This window comes from Streptomyces barringtoniae (assembly GCF_020819595.1).
GTDB lineage: Bacteria > Actinomycetota > Actinomycetes > Streptomycetales > Streptomycetaceae > Streptomyces > Streptomyces barringtoniae.
Window position 1 is genome coordinate 348,303 of the sequence record NZ_JAJHNP010000005.1, and the last position, 15,618, is coordinate 363,920.

The window sequence follows — 15,618 nt, forward strand, 5'->3', positions numbered from 1 at the left end:
TAGGCGGCCACCGCCTCGTTGCCCACGTCCAGTCCGTCCCCGGCGTAGGCGGTCTTCGGCGAGCGGGGCGGCGGCCTTGGCACCTTCCCCGTGACAGCGTCAGCCGGACGGCTCATCGTCGTGGCGGGCCGGTGGCTCAAGAAGCCCGTCCCGTCGGCGCGTTGCCCGGTACGGGTCCCGTACTGCCCCGCCCCGTCAGCCGTGGCACCGGCACCCCCACCGAGCGGGCGGAGTCGCCGTCCAGCAGGGCCAGCAGCTCGCGTGCCGCCGTGCGGCCGAACTCCGCGCTGTCCCGGGAGAGGGCGGACAGCCGGGGGCTGACCATGCGGCACAGGGCCGAGTCCTCCCAGGAGACCACCGACACGTCCTGCGGTACCCGGAAGCCGAGTTCGGCGGCGGCGGCCAGGCCGGCCACGGCCATCACGTCGTTGTCGTAGATGAGGGCCGTCGGAACGGGTGAGTCGCCGAGGACGCGGCGGGTGACGGCGGCGCCCTGCGCGTCGGAGTAGTCGGTGGTGACCGAGCGGACCTCGGCGAGCCGGCGCCGCTCCGCCTCCGCGCGCAGCGTGGCGACACGGCGCTGGGTGTGGGCCAGTTCGGGCAGTCCCGCGATGTGCACGATCCGGTGATGGCCGAGCGCCGTCAGCTCGTCCACCACGGAGGCCATCGCCCCGGCGTCGTCCGCCCAGACCGTGGACAGGCCTGGGTGCCGTACGTCGGGTGCGCCGCCGATCACCACGGCGGGCAGGCCGAGTTCGTCCAGCAGGCCGGGGCGCGGGTCGTCGGCGCGGGGGTCGGCCACCAGCACTCCGTCCACCCGGTGCTCCGCCCACCAGCGCCGGTACACCGCGCACTCCTCGCTCACGTCCTCCGCGACCTGGAAGAGCAGGCCCAGGTGCCGCTCGGCCAGCACCTCCTGGATGCCGGAGACGAGCTGGAGGAAGAAGGAGTCGACGCCCAGGGTGTGCGCGGGGCGGGCCAGGACGAAACCGACCGTGGCCGCACCCTCGCCGGACAGCGCGCGGGCGGCCGTGCTGGGGCGCCAGCCGAGCTGCTCGGCGACCCGGCGGACACGCGCCCGGGTGGCCTCGGAGACGCCGGGGCGGTCGTTGAGCGCGAAGGAGACGGCGCTCTCGGAGACGCCGGCCCGCCGGGCGATGTCCTTCATCGTGGGCCGGCGTGCGGGTGACCGTTTGGTCGGCACGTCTCCCCCTTCCTGACAGTGCTCGCTAATGCGCTTGAGTGTCAAGACCCTAAAGCGCATTAGCAATTGACCGCAAGCTCTCGGCCAAACGTCTCTGACCTGCACTGATGAAGGGCTGATTTCTTTAGTTGGGTGGAATGCATTGACTTTCCTCGAACGGCGCGGGCAAGGTCTCTCGCGCCACCCCACCGCCCGACAGTCGCAAGGGAGCCGTGTCCCGTGCCCATCTCTCGCAGAGCCCTCGCCGCCGCTGCCGTCGCCCTCGTCCTGCCGCTGAGCGCCTGCGGCTCGGGAGGCGACGGCGGCGGCTCGGCCGACGCCTCCGGCAAGGTCGAGGGCGACATCACCTTCCAGACCTGGAATCTGCGCGCGAACTTCAAGTCGTACTTCGACGGTCTCATAGCCGACTTCGAGAAGAAGTACCCCGGCACGCACGTGAAGTGGATCGACCAGCCGGCCGAGGGTTATCCCGACAAGCTCAGCGCGGACGCCGGCGGCGGCACCCTGCCCGACGTCGTCAACGTCTCCCCGGACCTGGTCGCCCCGCTCGCCAGGGCGGGCCTCGCGCTCGACCTCGACAAGGCGGCCGGCAAGTACAAGCCCGAGTACCTGGACGGGGCCTGGGCCAGCCACCAGGTGCCGGGCATGAGCGGTACGTACGCCTTCCCCTGGTACCTGAACACCGGCCCGCTCTTCTACAACAAGGCCCTCTTCCGAAAGGCCGGGATCGACCCCGACCAGCCGCCGAAGACGTACGACGAACTCTTCGCCGACGCCCTGCAGATGGCGAGGAAGAGCGGCGGCAAGGTCGCCACCCTCGCCAACGTGCCCACCATCGAGGACTTCGGCCGCTACGGCGTCACCCTGATGAACAAGCAGGGCACGGCCTTCGCCTTCAACGACACCAAGGGAGTCGCACTCCTCACCAAGTACAAGGAGTTGTACGACGCCAAGGCGCTCGACCCGCAGGCCCTGACCGCCACCCCGGAGTCCTCCGGCAAGAAGTTCCTCACCGGCGCCGTCGCCATGAACCCAGGCAGCGCCCTCGACCTCGACAACTTCAAGAAGAACGCGCCGACCCTCTACAGGAACATCGGCATCACCGACCAGATCACCAGCACCGGACACGTCAACATGTACGTGATGGGCGTGATGGTCAACTCCCGCACCAAGCACACCCCGGCCGCCGTCGCCTTCGCCCACTTCGTCACCGACGCGCAGAACCAGATGTCCTTCGCCAAGAAGGTCGCCATCTTCCCCAGCACCGCCGGCTCCCTGAACGACCCGTACTTCACCAAGGAGGACGGCACCGACGAGACCCGGGTGCGCATCGCCGCCGCCAAGTCCCTGAAGGGCGCGGTCAATTACACACCCGTGCTGTTCAGCGACCAGATGAAGACCGCACTGCGCAACGAGGTGGCCAAGGCGCTCCAGGGCAAGGAGAGTCCCAAGCAGGCTCTCGACAACGCTGTCAACGCCGCCAACCGCCTCCTGCAGCAGGGCTGACCGGCCATGGCCACGCCTGTCCGCATCAGGCGCCAGCTTCCGTTCAGCCCCTGGCTGTTCGCCGCACCCGGGCTGCTCGTCACCGGCGCCTTCGTGCTCTACCCGTTCGTCTCCACCCTGGTGAACTCCTTCACCGACCGCCGCACCCTGCTGCCGGGCCACTTCGTGGACCTCGCCAACTTCCGCGAGCTGCTCCACGACGACATGTTCTGGACCGGCCTGCGCAACAGCACCCTGTACATCCTCGGGGTCGTACCCGCCCTGGTGATCCTGCCGCTGCTGCTGGCGCTGCTGGTGCAGAAGAACATCCCCGGCATCACCTTCTTCCGCTCCGCCTTCTACACCCCGGTCGTCGCCTCGATCGTGGTGGTCGGGCTGATCTGGGTGTGGCTGCTGGACGAACGCGGCCTGGTCAACTCGCTGTTGGAGACGGTCGGGATCGGCCGGGTCGGGTTCCTCAGCGACCAGTGGCTGCTCCTGCTGAGCGCGATGGCCGTCACGGTGTGGAAGGGCCTCGGCTACTACATGATCATCTATCTGGCGGCGCTGGCGAACGTGCCGCGCGAACTGCACGAGGCCGCCGCCGTGGACGGCGCGGGCCCGGTGCGCCGCTTCCTGTCGGTCACCGTGCCCGCCGTCCGCTCGACCATGGTGCTGGTCGCCGCGCTCTCCTCGGTCGCCGCCTTCAAGGTGTTCTCCGAGGTCTACCTGATGGCCGGCCCGAGCGGCGGCCCGGCCGGCGAGGACACCACCCTCGTCATGCTCGTCCAGCGCACCGGCACCGGCCTGACCGGCCGCGTCGGCTACGCCTCCGCGCTCTCGGTCGTCGTGTTCGTCGTCACCGTCGCGCTCATGCTGCTCGTGCTGCGCGCGGACCGGAGGGACGAGTCATGAGCGTCCTGGAGAAGGTACGGCCCGAGCCGCCGGTCACCGTGCGCAAGGAGCCGCGCGTCACCGACGAACACGGCCGCCGTATCCACGTCGGCGAACTGGTCTGGCGCTATCTGCTGCTCCTCGTCGTCCTCGCGCTGACGGTGGGCCCGTTCCTGTGGCAGCTGTCCACCTCCCTCAAGGGCCCGACCGAGGACATCTACAGCTCGCCGCCGAGCTTCCTGCCCGCCCGTCCCACCCTGCACAACTACACACGGGTCGCCGACACCATCCCCGTCTGGGACTACGCCCTGAACTCCCTGAAGGTCGCCACGGCCAACGTCGTCACCAACTGCGTCGGCTCGGCCCTCGCCGGGTACGCCCTGGCCAGGCTGCGCTTCCGCGGCCGGCGCGTGACCACGCTGGCGTTCGTGCTGGCCATGCTCGTGCCGGTCGAGGGCATCGTCATCGCCCAGTTCACCACCATGCGCGAACTCGGCCTGAACAACACGCTCATCGGGGTCGTGCTGCCCGGTGCGATCGGCGCGATGAACGTGCTGCTGATGCGCAACGCCTTCCGCAATCTGCCCTACGAGATCGAGGAGGCGGCCTACGTCGACGGCGCCGACGTCTGGCAGCGGTTCCTGCGGGTCGCCCTGCCCTCGGTGAAGGGGACGCTGGCCGTCGTCGCGATCTTCGCCTTCATGGGCGCCTGGGACGACTTCCTGTGGCCCCTGATCGTGCTCAGCGACCCGTCCAAGTTCACCCTGACCATCGGCCTGAACTACCTGCACGGCACCTTCGCCAACGACGAACGCCTCGTCGCCGCCGGCACCGTGATCGCCGTGGCCCCGCTCATCGCGCTGTTCGCCTGCCTGCAGCGGTACTTCTTCCGCGGGGTCGGCGAGGGCGCCGTCAAGGGCTGAACACCCGTACGTCACAAGGACACTCCATGCCCCCTGCCGTGCGCTTCGGCGTCAACTACACCCCGAGCGACGGGTGGTTCCACCACTGGCTCGACTTCGACCTCGACTCCGTGCGCGCCGACCTCGACGCGATCGCCGCGCTCGGCCTCGACCACATCCGGGTCTTCCCGCTGTGGCCCTACTTCCAGCCCAACCGGACCCTGATCCGCCCGCGCGCCGTCGAGCAGCTCGTGGCCCTCGCCGACGCGGCCGCCGAACGCGGCCTGGACGTCAACGCCGACGGCCTGCAGGGACACTTGAGCAGCTTCGACTTCCTGCCCGCGTGGACCCGCACCTGGCACCGGCGCAACCTCTTCACCGACCCGGACGTGGTCGAGGGCCAGGCCGCCTATCTGCGCACCCTCGCCGCCGCCCTCGCCGACCGGCCGAACTTCCTCGGCATGACCGTCGGCAACGAGGTCAACCAGTTCGCCGCCGGCCCCCACCCCGACCCCGACCGCATCACCGCGGACGAGGCCGAGCGATGGCTCGTACGGATGCTGGCCGCCTGCGCCGACGGCGCCCCCGGCCGGCTCCATCTGCACGCCTCCTACGACGCCGCCTGGTACCAGGACGACCAGCCCTTCACCCCCGGCCACTCCGCCCGGCTCGGCGACCTCACCGCCGTGCACTCCTGGGTGTTCAACGGCACCGCCCAGCGCCACGGCCGTACCTCCGTGCCGGCCGAGCACCACGCCGCCTACCTGGTTGAGCTGAGCAAGGCCTGGGCCAAGGAACCGCACCGGCCCGTATGGCTCCAGGAGGTCGGGGCGCCCGCGCCGCTCGTGCCCGCCGAGCACGCCGCCGCCTTCGCCGAGGCGACGACGGTAAACGTCCTGGACTGCCCCGACCTGTGGGGGATCACCTGGTGGTGCTCCTACGACGTCTCGCGCGACCTCGCCGACTTCCCCGAACTCGAATACGGGCTGGGCCTGTTCACCGACGAGCGCCGGCCCAAGGACATCGCCCGCGTGCTGGCCGAGGCGGCACACCGGCCGCGCCCGGCCCCGGCCCCGCGCACCACGGCCCTCGTCGTACCCGACGATCCGGGCCGCCGCTCCCGCTGTGCCCCCGGCGGGGTCGTCTTCGACGCCTTCTTCCGGCTCGTCGCCGACGGCGCCCGCCCCACCACCGTCCTCGACGGCCGCGCGGACGACAAGGACCACCTCGCCGCGCGCGGCATCACCGAGGTCGTCACTCCCGATCAGGTACTCCCCACCCCACATGGAGGAACCCGCTCGTGAACCCCAGCAGACGTACCGTCCTGATCGCCGGCACTGCCGCCGGCCTCTTCCCGTTGCCCGCCTTCGCGGCCGCCCGCCCCAAAGCCGCGGCGACCCCGCCGTACGCCTCCTACTGGTACCCGGACTCCCTGCCCGCCGGCAGCCCGGGCCCCGGCATCACCTGGCGCAGTCTGAAGAGCTGGCGCGCGGCCGACGACCCCGACCTCGCCTTCAACGCCGCGTCCGTGCCGCTCGCCGCCCGCTTCACCCCGACCCCGGCGAACACCACCGCCCGCGCCGGCCAGGCCCGCGTCCAGGCCCTGGTCTCCTTCGGGCCCACCTCCGCCAACCCCTCCCAGGGCTCGGCCACCGCCGACTACTACGCCCTCACCCACTGGGCCTACCTGGACGAACTGGTCTTCTGGGGCGGCTCGGCCGGGGAGGGCCTGATCCTCGCGCCGAACGCGCCGATCGTGGACGCGGCCCACCGGCACGGCGTGCCGGTGCTCGGGAACATCTTCCTGCCACCGGTGGCGTACGGCGGACAGCTCCAGTGGACCCGGGACCTCGTGCAGAAGGACGCCTCCGGGCACTGTCCGCTCGCCGCGCAACTCGTCGCGGTCGCGGCGGCCCACGGCTTCGACGGCTGGTTCGTGAACGCCGAGACGGGCGGCGGGAACACGGCACTCGGCCGGGCCGTGCTCGGGTTCGTCAAGGAGCTGCGGACGCTCGGGGCGGCGCGCGGACAGCGGGTGACCTGGTACGACGCGATGACGGTGAACGGCACGGTCAGCTGGCAGGGCGCGCTGAACAGCCAGAACCAGGCCTTCTTCCAGGCCGCCGACGACATGTTCGTGGACTTCCGGTGGAGCGCGGCCACGCTCGCCTCCTCGGGGGCGAAAGCGGATCAACTGAACCGCAGCCGGTACGAGTTGTGGGCAGGTGTCGACATCGAGTCGAACGGGTCCGGTACGCCGGTGGACTGGGACGCGATCGTGCCGTCCGGCAAGCCGCACGTCACCTCGATCGGCTTCTACCGGCCGGAGTGGACCCGCAACCACCTGCCCGCCGGCCAGCGCGCCCCGGAGGACTTCCACGCCGCGGACGACCGGTTCTGGACGGGGCGTTCGCTGGACCCGTCCCGGCCGGACGCGAGTGACCCGTGGCGGGCGCCGGCGGTGTCGGTCGCGGACCGGTCGACGGTGACCTCGCTGCCGTTCGCGAGCGTGTTCAACACGGGGCACGGGCTGCGCTGGTACGAGGACGGGGCGGTCACCTCGGACGCGGCCTGGAACCACCTCGGGCTCCAGGACCGGCTGCCGGCCCGGCGGTGGGTGGTGCGCACGGCGGGGCAGCGGCCGGCGGTCTCCTTCGACTTCGCCGATGCCTGGCGGGGCGGCAGCAGCGTGCTGGTGGACGGTGAACTCGATCAACCGGTCGTGGTGGACGTGTACGCGACCCGGCTGCCGGTCGGTGTGAACACGGTTGTCGAGCTCACGCACCGGACCGATGCCGGCGCGGTGAACGTCGAGCTGGCGGTGGCGACGGCCGAGCCGAGCGCGGCCGGGGCGACACCGCCGTACACCTATCTGGCTGTGAACTCGATCAACAGGGGCAGGCCTGTGAGGTCGGTCAACGGCTGGCAGACCGTGACACTTCCGCTCACCGGGCTGACCGGCACCGGCACCGGCACTGTCCACGCCCTCGGTGTCCGGCTCACCGCCACCGAGGGCCCGGTGCGCTGGCGCCTCGGCGGCCTCGCCGTCCGGGACACCGCCACCGCCCCCGAGGCCCCCACGGGCGCCCGCGTCACCGCCGCGACCGGCGGCGACCTCCGGCTCGCCTGGAACGCCGCCCCCGGCGCCGTCCGCCACTACGAACTGCACCGCCTCCTGCCCGACGGCACCCGCCGCTTCCTCGGCGGCACCTGCCAGCGCGCCTGCTTCCTCACCGGACTGCAACCCGAGCAAGGGGAGACCGCCGCACGATTCGAACTGCGTGCCGTGGGGGAGCTCTACACCACCTCCACCCCCGTCACCGTCACCCACCCCTGGTAACGACCGCAATCACCCGGAACCCGCAGGGAGCACCCCGCATGCATGACGACCGCACTCTGGTGGAAGCCCGCCTCAGGCGTGTCCTCGACGAACGCATCCGCCCCGCCGTGTACCCCGAGTCCGTGCCGCTGCAGGTCGCGGTGTGGCACGCGCCCGGCGAACCCGTGCCGGTCGAGGAGGGACTCGCCGCCGAGCCGGAGCCCGTCCAGGTCGGCGCCCGGTGGGGTGCTCCCTGGGGCACCAGCTGGTTCCGGGTGTCCGGGACCGTGCCCGAGGCGTGGGCCGGGAGGACCGTCGAGGCCCTGCTCGACCTGGGTTTCGACGAGAACATGCCCGGCTTCCAGTGCGAGGGCCTGGTCTACCGGCCCGACGGCACCCCGGTGAAGGGCCTCAACCCCCGCAACCAGTGGGTGCGCATCGGCACCCCGGTGGCGGGCGGCGAGGAGGTGGTCCTGCACATCGAGGCCGCCTCCAACCCGGTCATCCTCGACTACCACCCCTTCCTGCCCACCCAGCTCGGCGACAGGGAAACCGCCGGGCACGAGCCGCAGTACACGCTCACCCGCATGGACCTCGCCGTCTTCGACGAGCCGGTGTGGCAGCTGGTCATGGACCTGGAGGTGCTCGGCGAGCTGATGGCCGAGCTGCCCGTGGACTCCGCGCGCCGGCACGACGTCCTGCGCGCCGTCGAGCGGGCCCTGGACGCCGTCGACCTCCAGGACGTGAACGGCACGGCCGGCCGGGCCCGCGCCGAGCTCACCGGTGTGCTGTCGGCCCCCGCCGTACCGTCCGCGCACCGGATCAGCGCCGTCGGGCACGCGCACATCGACTCGGCCTGGCTGTGGCCGCTGCGCGAGACGGTGCGCAAGGTGGCCCGTACGACCTCCAACATGACCGCGCTGATCGAGGACGAGCCGGAGTTCGTCTTCGCCATGTCCCAGGCACAGCAGTGGGCCTGGGTGAAGGAGCACCGGCCCGAGGTGTGGGCACGGGTGAAGAAGGCCGTGGCGGAGGGGCGGTTCGTGCCGGCCGGCGGGATGTGGGTGGAGTCGGACACCAACATGCCGGGTTCGGAGGCGATGGCCCGTCAGTTCGTGCACGGCAAGCGGTTCTTCCTGGACGAGTTCGGCATCGAGAACGAGGAGGCCTGGCTGCCCGACACCTTCGGCTTCGCCGCCGGGCTCCCGCAGATCATCAAGGCGGCCGGTGCCAAGTGGCTGCTCACGCAGAAGATCTCCTGGTCCCAGACGAACAAGTTCCCGCACCACACCTTCCAGTGGGAGGGCATCGACGGCACCCGGATCTTCACGCACTTCCCGCCCGTCGACACCTACAACTGTTCCATGAAGGGTCGCGAACTCGCCCACGCGGCACGCAACTTCAAGGACAAGGGCCGCGCCCGGCACTCCCTCGCGCCGACCGGCTGGGGCGACGGAGGCGGCGGCACCACCCGCGAGATGGTCGCCAAGGCGGCCCGGCTGCGCGACCTCGAGGGCTCGGCCACCGTGGTCTGGGAGACACCCCGCGCCTTCTTCGCCAAGGCCGAGGCCGAGTACCCCGAGCCGCCCGTCTGGGTCGGCGAGCTGTACCTCGAACTGCACCGCGCCACCCTCACCAGCCAGGCGAAGACCAAGCAGGGCAACCGGCGCAGCGAACACCTGCTGCGGGAGGCCGAACTCTGGGCGGCCACCGCGGCCGTCCGCACCGGATTCCCCTACCCCTACGAGGAGTTGGACCGGATCTGGAAGACGGTCCTGCTGCACCAGTTCCACGACATCCTGCCCGGCTCGTCCATCGCCTGGGTGCACCGGGAGGCACGGGCGACGTACGAGCGGATCGCCGCAGAGCTGGAGGCGATCACCGGTGCGGCGCAGCGGGCCCTGGCGGGGGAGGGGACCCGGCACCTGGTCTTCAACCCGGCACCGCACAGCCGGCACGGTGTTCCCGCCGGAGGTGCCGGGACGCCGAGCCTGCCGCAGGGAACGCACGTGACCCCCCGCACCTCGGGCGGTCACGTCCTGGACAACGGCCTGCTCCGCATCGGGATCGACGCCCACGGCCTCGTCGTCTCCGCGTACGACCTCGACGCCGGCCGCGAGACCGTCGCCCCCGGCCGGGCCGCCAACCTGCTCCAACTCCACCCGGACTTCCCGAACATGTGGGACGCCTGGGACGTCGACTCCTTCTACCGCAACACCGTCACCGACCTCACGGACGCCGAGTCGGTCGAGGCCGGCGAAGACGGCGCGTCGGTGCGGATCGTACGGAGCTTCGGCGCCTCCCGGGTCACCCAGGTGCTGACGCTGCCGCCGGACGAGCGGAGGCTGGTCATCGACACCGAGGTCGACTGGCACGAGACGGAGAAGTTCCTCAAGCTGGCCTTCCCGCTCGACCTGCACGCCGAACGGTACGCCTCCGAGACCCAGTTCGGGCACGCCTTCCGCCCCACGCACACCAACACCTCCTGGGAGGCCGCCAAGTTCGAGGCGTGCAACCACCGCTTCGTCCACCTGGAGGAGCCCGGCTGGGGCGTGGCGGTGGTCAACGACTCGACGTACGGACACGACGTGACCCGCACGGTACGCGCCGACGGCGACCGCGGTACGACGACCACGGTGCGCGTCTCCCTCCTGCGCGCCCCGCGCTTCCCCGACCCCGAGACCGACCAGGGCGTCCACCGCTTCCGCCACGCCCTCGTCCCGGGCGCCTCGATCGGCGACGCGGTCCGCGAGGGCTGGCGGATCAACCTGCCGGAACGGCACCTGACCGGCGCCCACGAGGTCGCGCCGCTGGTCGCGGTGGACAACGACGCCGTCGTGATCACGGCGGTCAAACTCGCCGACGACGGCAGCGGAGACGTGGTGGTCCGCTTCCACGAGGCCCACGGCGGCCGGGCCCGGGCGACCCTCACGGCCGGTTTCGAGGTCGCGGACGTCACGGTGACGGACCTGCTGGAACGGCCGGGCGGCGACACCGAGCCACCGGAGCGCGGCGGCGAGCGGATCACCGTACGACTGCGGCCGTTCCAGCTGATGACGCTGCGGCTGCGGCGCTGACCCGAGGCGGGTGCCGCCCGCGTCAGCCCCCGGGGTGACGCGGGCGGCACCGGATCGCCGGACGGATGCTCATGGCGCAGCGGCGACCTCCTTGCGCAGAGAATCATCGACCGACTTCGCGGCCGGACACCCGCAGCGCGGCAGCTCGGCCGGCAGGGCCCGGTCGTGCGGGTCGCCGTCCCGGCCCCGCCCGCCGCCGGACCCCGGCCTGACCCGCTCCCCGGCCCCGTCCGACCCCGGCGTCGCCTACTCGCCGGCCTGTCCGCCCCCGCTCTGCCCCCCGAGCTGTGCCCGCAGCCACTCCTCCACCTCGCCGACATGGGCCGCTGCCGCCGCGCGTGCCGCCTCCGGGTCGCGGGCGGTGAGGGCGCGGTGGATGGCGGCGTGTTCGCGGCGGGTGCGGGCGAAGGCGCCCTCCTCCTGGTAGCCGCGCCAGACGCGGGCGCGGAAGGTGCGGGAGGACAGGCCCTCCAGGATGGCGGCCATGGTCTCGTTGCCCGCGGCCGCGGCGATCTCGCGGTGGAAGGCGAGGTCGTGGGCGAGGATCTCCTCGGGGTCGTCGGTGGCGTTCATCGCCGCCAGGTGCTTGCCCACGGCGGCCAGTTGGTCCTCGGTGATGCGCGCGGCGGCCAGCGCGGTCGCCGTCGACTCAAGGATCCGGCGCACCTCGAGGAGTTCCACCAGGCGTGGCCCCCGGGACAGGTCCGCGACCACCCCGAAGGTCTCCAGCAGGTCCCCGGCCTCCAGCGCGGTGACGTAGATCCCGGAGCCGTGCCGGGCCTCCAGGACGCCCATCACGGTCAGGGCGCGGATCGCCTCCCGCATCGAACTGCGGGAGATGCCCAGCCGGGCCGCCAGATCCCGCTCGGTGGGCAGCCGCTCGCCGGGCTCCAGCCGGCCCTCGGCGATCATCGCCTTGATCTCCTCGATGGCGCGCTGCGTCACCGTGCCCTTCTGCGGCACCTCTTCCTCGTCCACGCCGTTCCTCCTTCCCCCCGGTGGGCCGCAGTCTAGTCAGCCAAGTGGTCCGACCACTACGCCCGGAATCCTCGAATTTTCCGTGCACGAGGGTGTTGACTCGGCTGATTGGTCTGATAAATATGCGGCGTCTGCTCGAACACCCTCGACGAGGAGCCGCGAGATGCCCGCCAGCACTGTCAGGAAGCGCAGCAGGTCCCGGATCATCGGCGCGGTGGCTCTGGCCGCCGGCGCCTCGCTCATGCTCGCCGCCTGCGGCAGCACCAAGGACACCGCGAGCGCGGGCAGCGGCGGCACCGGCAAGGTCGGCGTCATCCTGCCGCTGCTGACCTCGCCGTTCTGGCAGTCGTACAACGACTACGTGCCCAAGATGGCCAAGTCCGAGGGCGTCCAGGTGCTGAAGACGGTCAACTCCAACAGCGACCCGTCGCAGCAGATCACCGACATAGACAACGAACTCACCCAGGGCGTCAAGGGACTGGTCGTCGCCCCGCTGGACAGCGCCGCCATCCAGGCCGGACTCGACCAGGCCGAGCGCAAGGGCGTGCCCGTGGTCGCCGTGGACGTCGCGCCCGACAAGGGCAAGGTCGCCATGGTGGTGCGCGCCGACAACGTGGCCTACGGCGAGAAGGCCTGCGACTACCTCGGACAGCACGTCAGCACCGGCAAGGTCGTACAGGTCATGGGCGACCTTGCCTCGGTCAACGGCCGCGACCGCTCCGAGGCCTTCCGGTCCTGCGTGAAGAAGAAGTACCCGAAGCTCAAGGTGCTGGAGATCCCCGCGAAGTGGGAGTCCGACACGGCCGCCGCCAAGCTGGACACGCTGCTGGGCGCCAACCCGGACATCAAGGGCATCTACCTGCAGGCGGGCGGTGTGTACCTCGCGCCGACCCTGCAGACCCTGAAGTCCAAGGGCATGCTGAAACCGGCCGGGCAGCAGGGCCACATCGCGATCGTCTCCAACGACGGCATCCCGCAGGAGTTCGACGCCATCCGCAAGGGCCAGATCGACGCCACGGTCTCCCAGCCCGCCGACGCCTACGCCAAGTACGGCCTGTACTACATCAAGGCGGCGATGGCCGGTAAGACGTTCAAGACCGGGCCCACCGACCACGGCTCCGTGATCGTCAGGCTGCCCGGCGGGATCCTGGAGGACCAGCTGCCCGCGCCACTGGTCACCAAGGCCAACGTCGACGACCCCAAGCTGTGGGGCAACACGGTCAAATGAGCACACCGCTTGTAGCAGCCGAGGGCATCGTCAAACGGTACGGCCCCACCGTCGCCCTCGCCGACGGCCGGCTCACCGTCCTGCCCGGCGAGTCCCACGCCCTGGTCGGCCGCAACGGCGCCGGCAAGTCGACCCTGGTGAACGTCCTCACCGGCCTGCAGGCCCCGGACGCGGGCACGGTCCGCTTCGACGGCGAGCCCGCGCCCTCGCTCGGCGACCGGGACGCCTGGCGCCGCAGGGTCGCCTGCGTCTACCAGAAGCCCACCGTCGTGCCGGAGCTGACGGTCGCCGAGAACCTGTTCCTCAACCGGCAGCCGACCGGCCGCGGCGTCATCAGCTGGCGCCGGCTGCGCCGGCAGGCCGCCGAACTCCTCGACACCTGGGACGTGCGCGTCGACCCCGAGGCGCGCACCGCCGACCTCAGGGTCGAGGACCGGCAAATGGTGGAGATCGCACGGGCGTTGAGCTTCGGCGCCCGGTTCATCGTGCTGGACGAACCCACCGCCCAGCTCGACAACCGGGAGATCGAGCGGCTGTTCGCCCGCATGCGCTCCCTGCAGGACTCCGGCGTCACCTTCCTGTTCATCTCCCACCATCTCCAGGAGGTGTACGAGGTCTGCCAGACGGTCACCGTGCTGCGCGACGCCCGCTGGATCACCACCGCACCCGTCGCCGACCTGCCGAAGGCGGCACTGGTCGAGGCCATGGCCGGGGAGTCCGTCGCCGAGCAGGCCGTACACGGCGGGGGAGCCGAGACCGGCGCCCCCGTGCTGCTGGAGGCACAGGGGCTCAGCTCACCGGCGTACGAGGGCGTCGACCTCATCGTCCGCCGTGGCGAGGTGGTCGGGCTCGCCGGCTCCAGCGGCAGCGGCAAGACCGAGCTCGCCGAGTCCTTCGCCGGGCTGCACACCCCGACCGGCGGAACCGCCCGACTCGGCGGCGAGAAACTGCCGTTCGGGGACGTACGGGCCGCCCTGCGGGCCGGGGTCGGCTGTGTGCCGCGCGACCGGCACGAGCAGGGGCTGGTGTCCGGCCTGAGCATCGGCGACAACGCCACGCTGAGCGTGCTGGACCGGCTGGGCCGGGCCGGATTCGTCTCCACCGACGCACGGCGCCGCTTCGCCGCCGAGCTGATCGAACGCCTCGACATCCACGCCGAGGGCCCCGACCAGCCCGTCTCCGACCTGTCCGGCGGCAACGCACAGAAGGTCGTCATGGCCCGCGCCCTCGCCTCCGACCCGCGCCTGCTGGTCCTGATCAACCCCACCGCCGGCGTCGACGTGAAGTCCAAGGAGTCACTGCTCGCCCGCATGGACAGCGCCCGCGAGGACGGCACCGCGATCCTCGTCGTCTCCGACGAGCTAGACGACCTGCGCCGCTGCGACCGCGTCCTCGTCCTCTTCCACGGCCGTGTCGTCGCCGAGCACCCGGCCGGCTGGCGCGACCACGAGCTGATCGCCTCCATCGAAGGAGTTGACCATGGCTGACACCCGGGCCGCCCCGCCGCTCGCGCCCCCGAAGACCCCGGACGCCCGGTCGGCCAGGACCGTACTGCTGCGCCGGGCCCGTGAACTCGCACTCGTCCCCGCGCTGTTGCTGCTCATGGTGCTCGGCGCGGCGGTCAACGACTCGTTCCTGACCGAGCGGAACCTGATCTCGATCCTCGGTGCCTCCGCCGCACTCGCGATGGTCGTGCTCGCCGAGTCGCTCGTGCTGATCACCGGCAAGTTCGACCTGTCCCTGGAGTCGGTGGTCGGCATCGCACCGGCCGTCGGCGCCCTGCTGGTGCTGCCCGCGAGCCAGTCCGGCTGGGGCACCGGCTTCCCGGCCGGACTCGCCCTGCTCGCGATCCCCGTGGTCGGCGCGGTCATCGGCGCCTTCAACGGCGTCCTCGTCGTGAAGTTCCGGCTCAACGCGTTCATCGTGACGCTCGCGATGCTCATCGTGCTGCGCGGCCTGCTGGTCGGCGCCACCAAGGGCAAGACCCTGTTCGGCATGCCCGACAGCTTCTACTCCCTGGCCACCACCACCTTCCTCGACGTGCCGCTGTCGGTGTGGCTCGCCGCCGTCGCCTTCGCCGTCGCCGGGTTCGTGCTGAAGTACCACCGCGCCGGCCGCGCCCTGTACGCGATCGGCGGCAACGCGGACGCCGCCCGCGCGGCCGGCGTCCGGGTGGATCGGGTCATGCTCGGGGTGTACGTCGTCGCGGGCGTCCTCGCCTCGCTCGGCGGACTGCTGCAGACCGGTTACGTCGGTGCGATCAGCGCCAACCAGGGCCAGAACATGATCTTCACGGTGTTCGCGGCCGCGGTGATCGGCGGCATCAGCCTGGACGGCGGCAAGGGCACCATGTTCGGCGCGCTGACCGGCGTCCTCCTCCTGGGCGTCGTACAGAACCTGCTCACCCTCGCCCAGGTCCCGTCGTTCTGGATCCAGGCCATCTACGGCGGGATCATCCTCGTCGCCCTCGTGATCGCGCGCGTGACGACGGGCCGCGCCCAGGACTGACCCGCCGCCAAGTGCCCCACGAA

Annotated in this window: 11 protein-coding genes; 9 read left to right on the top strand and 2 right to left on the bottom strand. The window is 71.4% G+C overall.

Going from position 1 to position 15,618, the window contains the following annotated elements:
• Nucleotides 1-136 precede the first annotated feature (136 nt).
• Complete coding sequence (locus LMU33_RS10945; protein WP_228619556.1) at nt 137-1,204, bottom strand: LacI family DNA-binding transcriptional regulator; 1,068 nt, start codon at nt 1,202-1,204, stop codon at nt 137-139.
• 219 nt (nt 1,205-1,423) lie between these two features.
• Between LMU33_RS10945 and LMU33_RS10950 the strand changes: the two genes are divergently transcribed.
• Genes LMU33_RS10950 through LMU33_RS10975 form a run of 6 tightly spaced genes read left to right on the top strand, consistent with a single transcriptional unit; the run spans nt 1,424 to nt 10,881 of the window.
• The gene (locus LMU33_RS10950) at nt 1,424-2,710 is read left to right on the top strand and encodes an ABC transporter substrate-binding protein (protein WP_228619558.1); all 1,287 of its coding nucleotides are present in this window, start codon (nt 1,424-1,426) and stop codon (nt 2,708-2,710) included.
• Nucleotides 2,711-2,716: 6 nt separating this feature from the next.
• A complete protein-coding gene (locus tag LMU33_RS10955) occupies nt 2,717-3,604 on the top strand; it encodes a carbohydrate ABC transporter permease (RefSeq protein WP_228619560.1) in 888 nt (295 codons plus the stop codon).
• A complete protein-coding gene (locus LMU33_RS10960; RefSeq protein ID WP_228619562.1) occupies nt 3,601-4,506 on the top strand; it encodes a carbohydrate ABC transporter permease in 906 nt (301 codons plus the stop codon). Before LMU33_RS10955 ends, LMU33_RS10960 begins: the two co-directional genes overlap by 4 nt.
• Before the next feature lie 26 nt (nt 4,507-4,532).
• Nucleotides 4,533-5,789, top strand: a complete 1,257-nt coding sequence (locus LMU33_RS10965) for a glycoside hydrolase 5 family protein (protein ID WP_228619564.1) — start codon at nt 4,533-4,535, stop codon at nt 5,787-5,789.
• On the top strand, nt 5,786-7,825 hold the full coding sequence (locus tag LMU33_RS10970) for an endo-beta-N-acetylglucosaminidase (protein WP_228619565.1): 2,040 nt from the start codon (nt 5,786-5,788) through the stop codon (nt 7,823-7,825). The genes LMU33_RS10965 and LMU33_RS10970 overlap by 4 nt, the downstream gene beginning before the upstream one ends.
• Nucleotides 7,826-7,863: 38 nt before the next feature.
• Nucleotides 7,864-10,881, top strand: a complete 3,018-nt coding sequence (locus LMU33_RS10975) for an alpha-mannosidase (RefSeq protein ID WP_228619567.1) — start codon at nt 7,864-7,866, stop codon at nt 10,879-10,881.
• Between the two features lie 246 nt (nt 10,882-11,127).
• Here LMU33_RS10975 and LMU33_RS10980 read toward each other — a convergent pair whose 3' ends face one another.
• Complete coding sequence (locus LMU33_RS10980; protein ID WP_228619569.1) at nt 11,128-11,859, bottom strand: FadR/GntR family transcriptional regulator; 732 nt, start codon at nt 11,857-11,859, stop codon at nt 11,128-11,130.
• A gap of 163 nt (nt 11,860-12,022) precedes the next feature.
• Between LMU33_RS10980 and LMU33_RS10985 the strand changes: the two genes are divergently transcribed.
• Genes LMU33_RS10985 through LMU33_RS10995 form a run of 3 tightly spaced genes read left to right on the top strand, consistent with a single transcriptional unit; the run spans nt 12,023 to nt 15,595 of the window.
• Complete coding sequence (locus LMU33_RS10985; protein ID WP_228619570.1) at nt 12,023-13,087, top strand: sugar ABC transporter substrate-binding protein; 1,065 nt, start codon at nt 12,023-12,025, stop codon at nt 13,085-13,087.
• Complete coding sequence (locus LMU33_RS10990; protein ID WP_228619572.1) at nt 13,084-14,574, top strand: sugar ABC transporter ATP-binding protein; 1,491 nt, start codon at nt 13,084-13,086, stop codon at nt 14,572-14,574. Before LMU33_RS10985 ends, LMU33_RS10990 begins: the two co-directional genes overlap by 4 nt.
• A complete protein-coding gene (locus tag LMU33_RS10995; protein ID WP_228619574.1) occupies nt 14,567-15,595 on the top strand; it encodes an ABC transporter permease in 1,029 nt (342 codons plus the stop codon). Before LMU33_RS10990 ends, LMU33_RS10995 begins: the two co-directional genes overlap by 8 nt.
• Nucleotides 15,596-15,618: the final 23 nt, after the last annotated feature.

Excerpts from the sequence above, each read along its gene's own strand:
- LMU33_RS10955 (WP_228619560.1), top strand. The coding sequence starts at position 2,717 with ATGGCCACGCCTGTCCGCATCAGGCGCCAGCTTCCGTTCAGCCCCTGG.
- LMU33_RS10960 (WP_228619562.1), top strand. The coding sequence starts at position 3,601 with ATGAGCGTCCTGGAGAAGGTACGGCCCGAGCCGCCGGTCACCGTGCGC.
- LMU33_RS10965 (WP_228619564.1), top strand. The coding sequence starts at position 4,533 with ATGCCCCCTGCCGTGCGCTTCGGCGTCAACTACACCCCGAGCGACGGG.
- LMU33_RS10975 (WP_228619567.1), top strand. The coding sequence starts at position 7,864 with ATGCATGACGACCGCACTCTGGTGGAAGCCCGCCTCAGGCGTGTCCTC.
- LMU33_RS10985 (WP_228619570.1), top strand. The coding sequence starts at position 12,023 with ATGCCCGCCAGCACTGTCAGGAAGCGCAGCAGGTCCCGGATCATCGGC.
- LMU33_RS10990 (WP_228619572.1), top strand. The coding sequence starts at position 13,084 with ATGAGCACACCGCTTGTAGCAGCCGAGGGCATCGTCAAACGGTACGGC.
- LMU33_RS10995 (WP_228619574.1), top strand. The coding sequence starts at position 14,567 with ATGGCTGACACCCGGGCCGCCCCGCCGCTCGCGCCCCCGAAGACCCCG.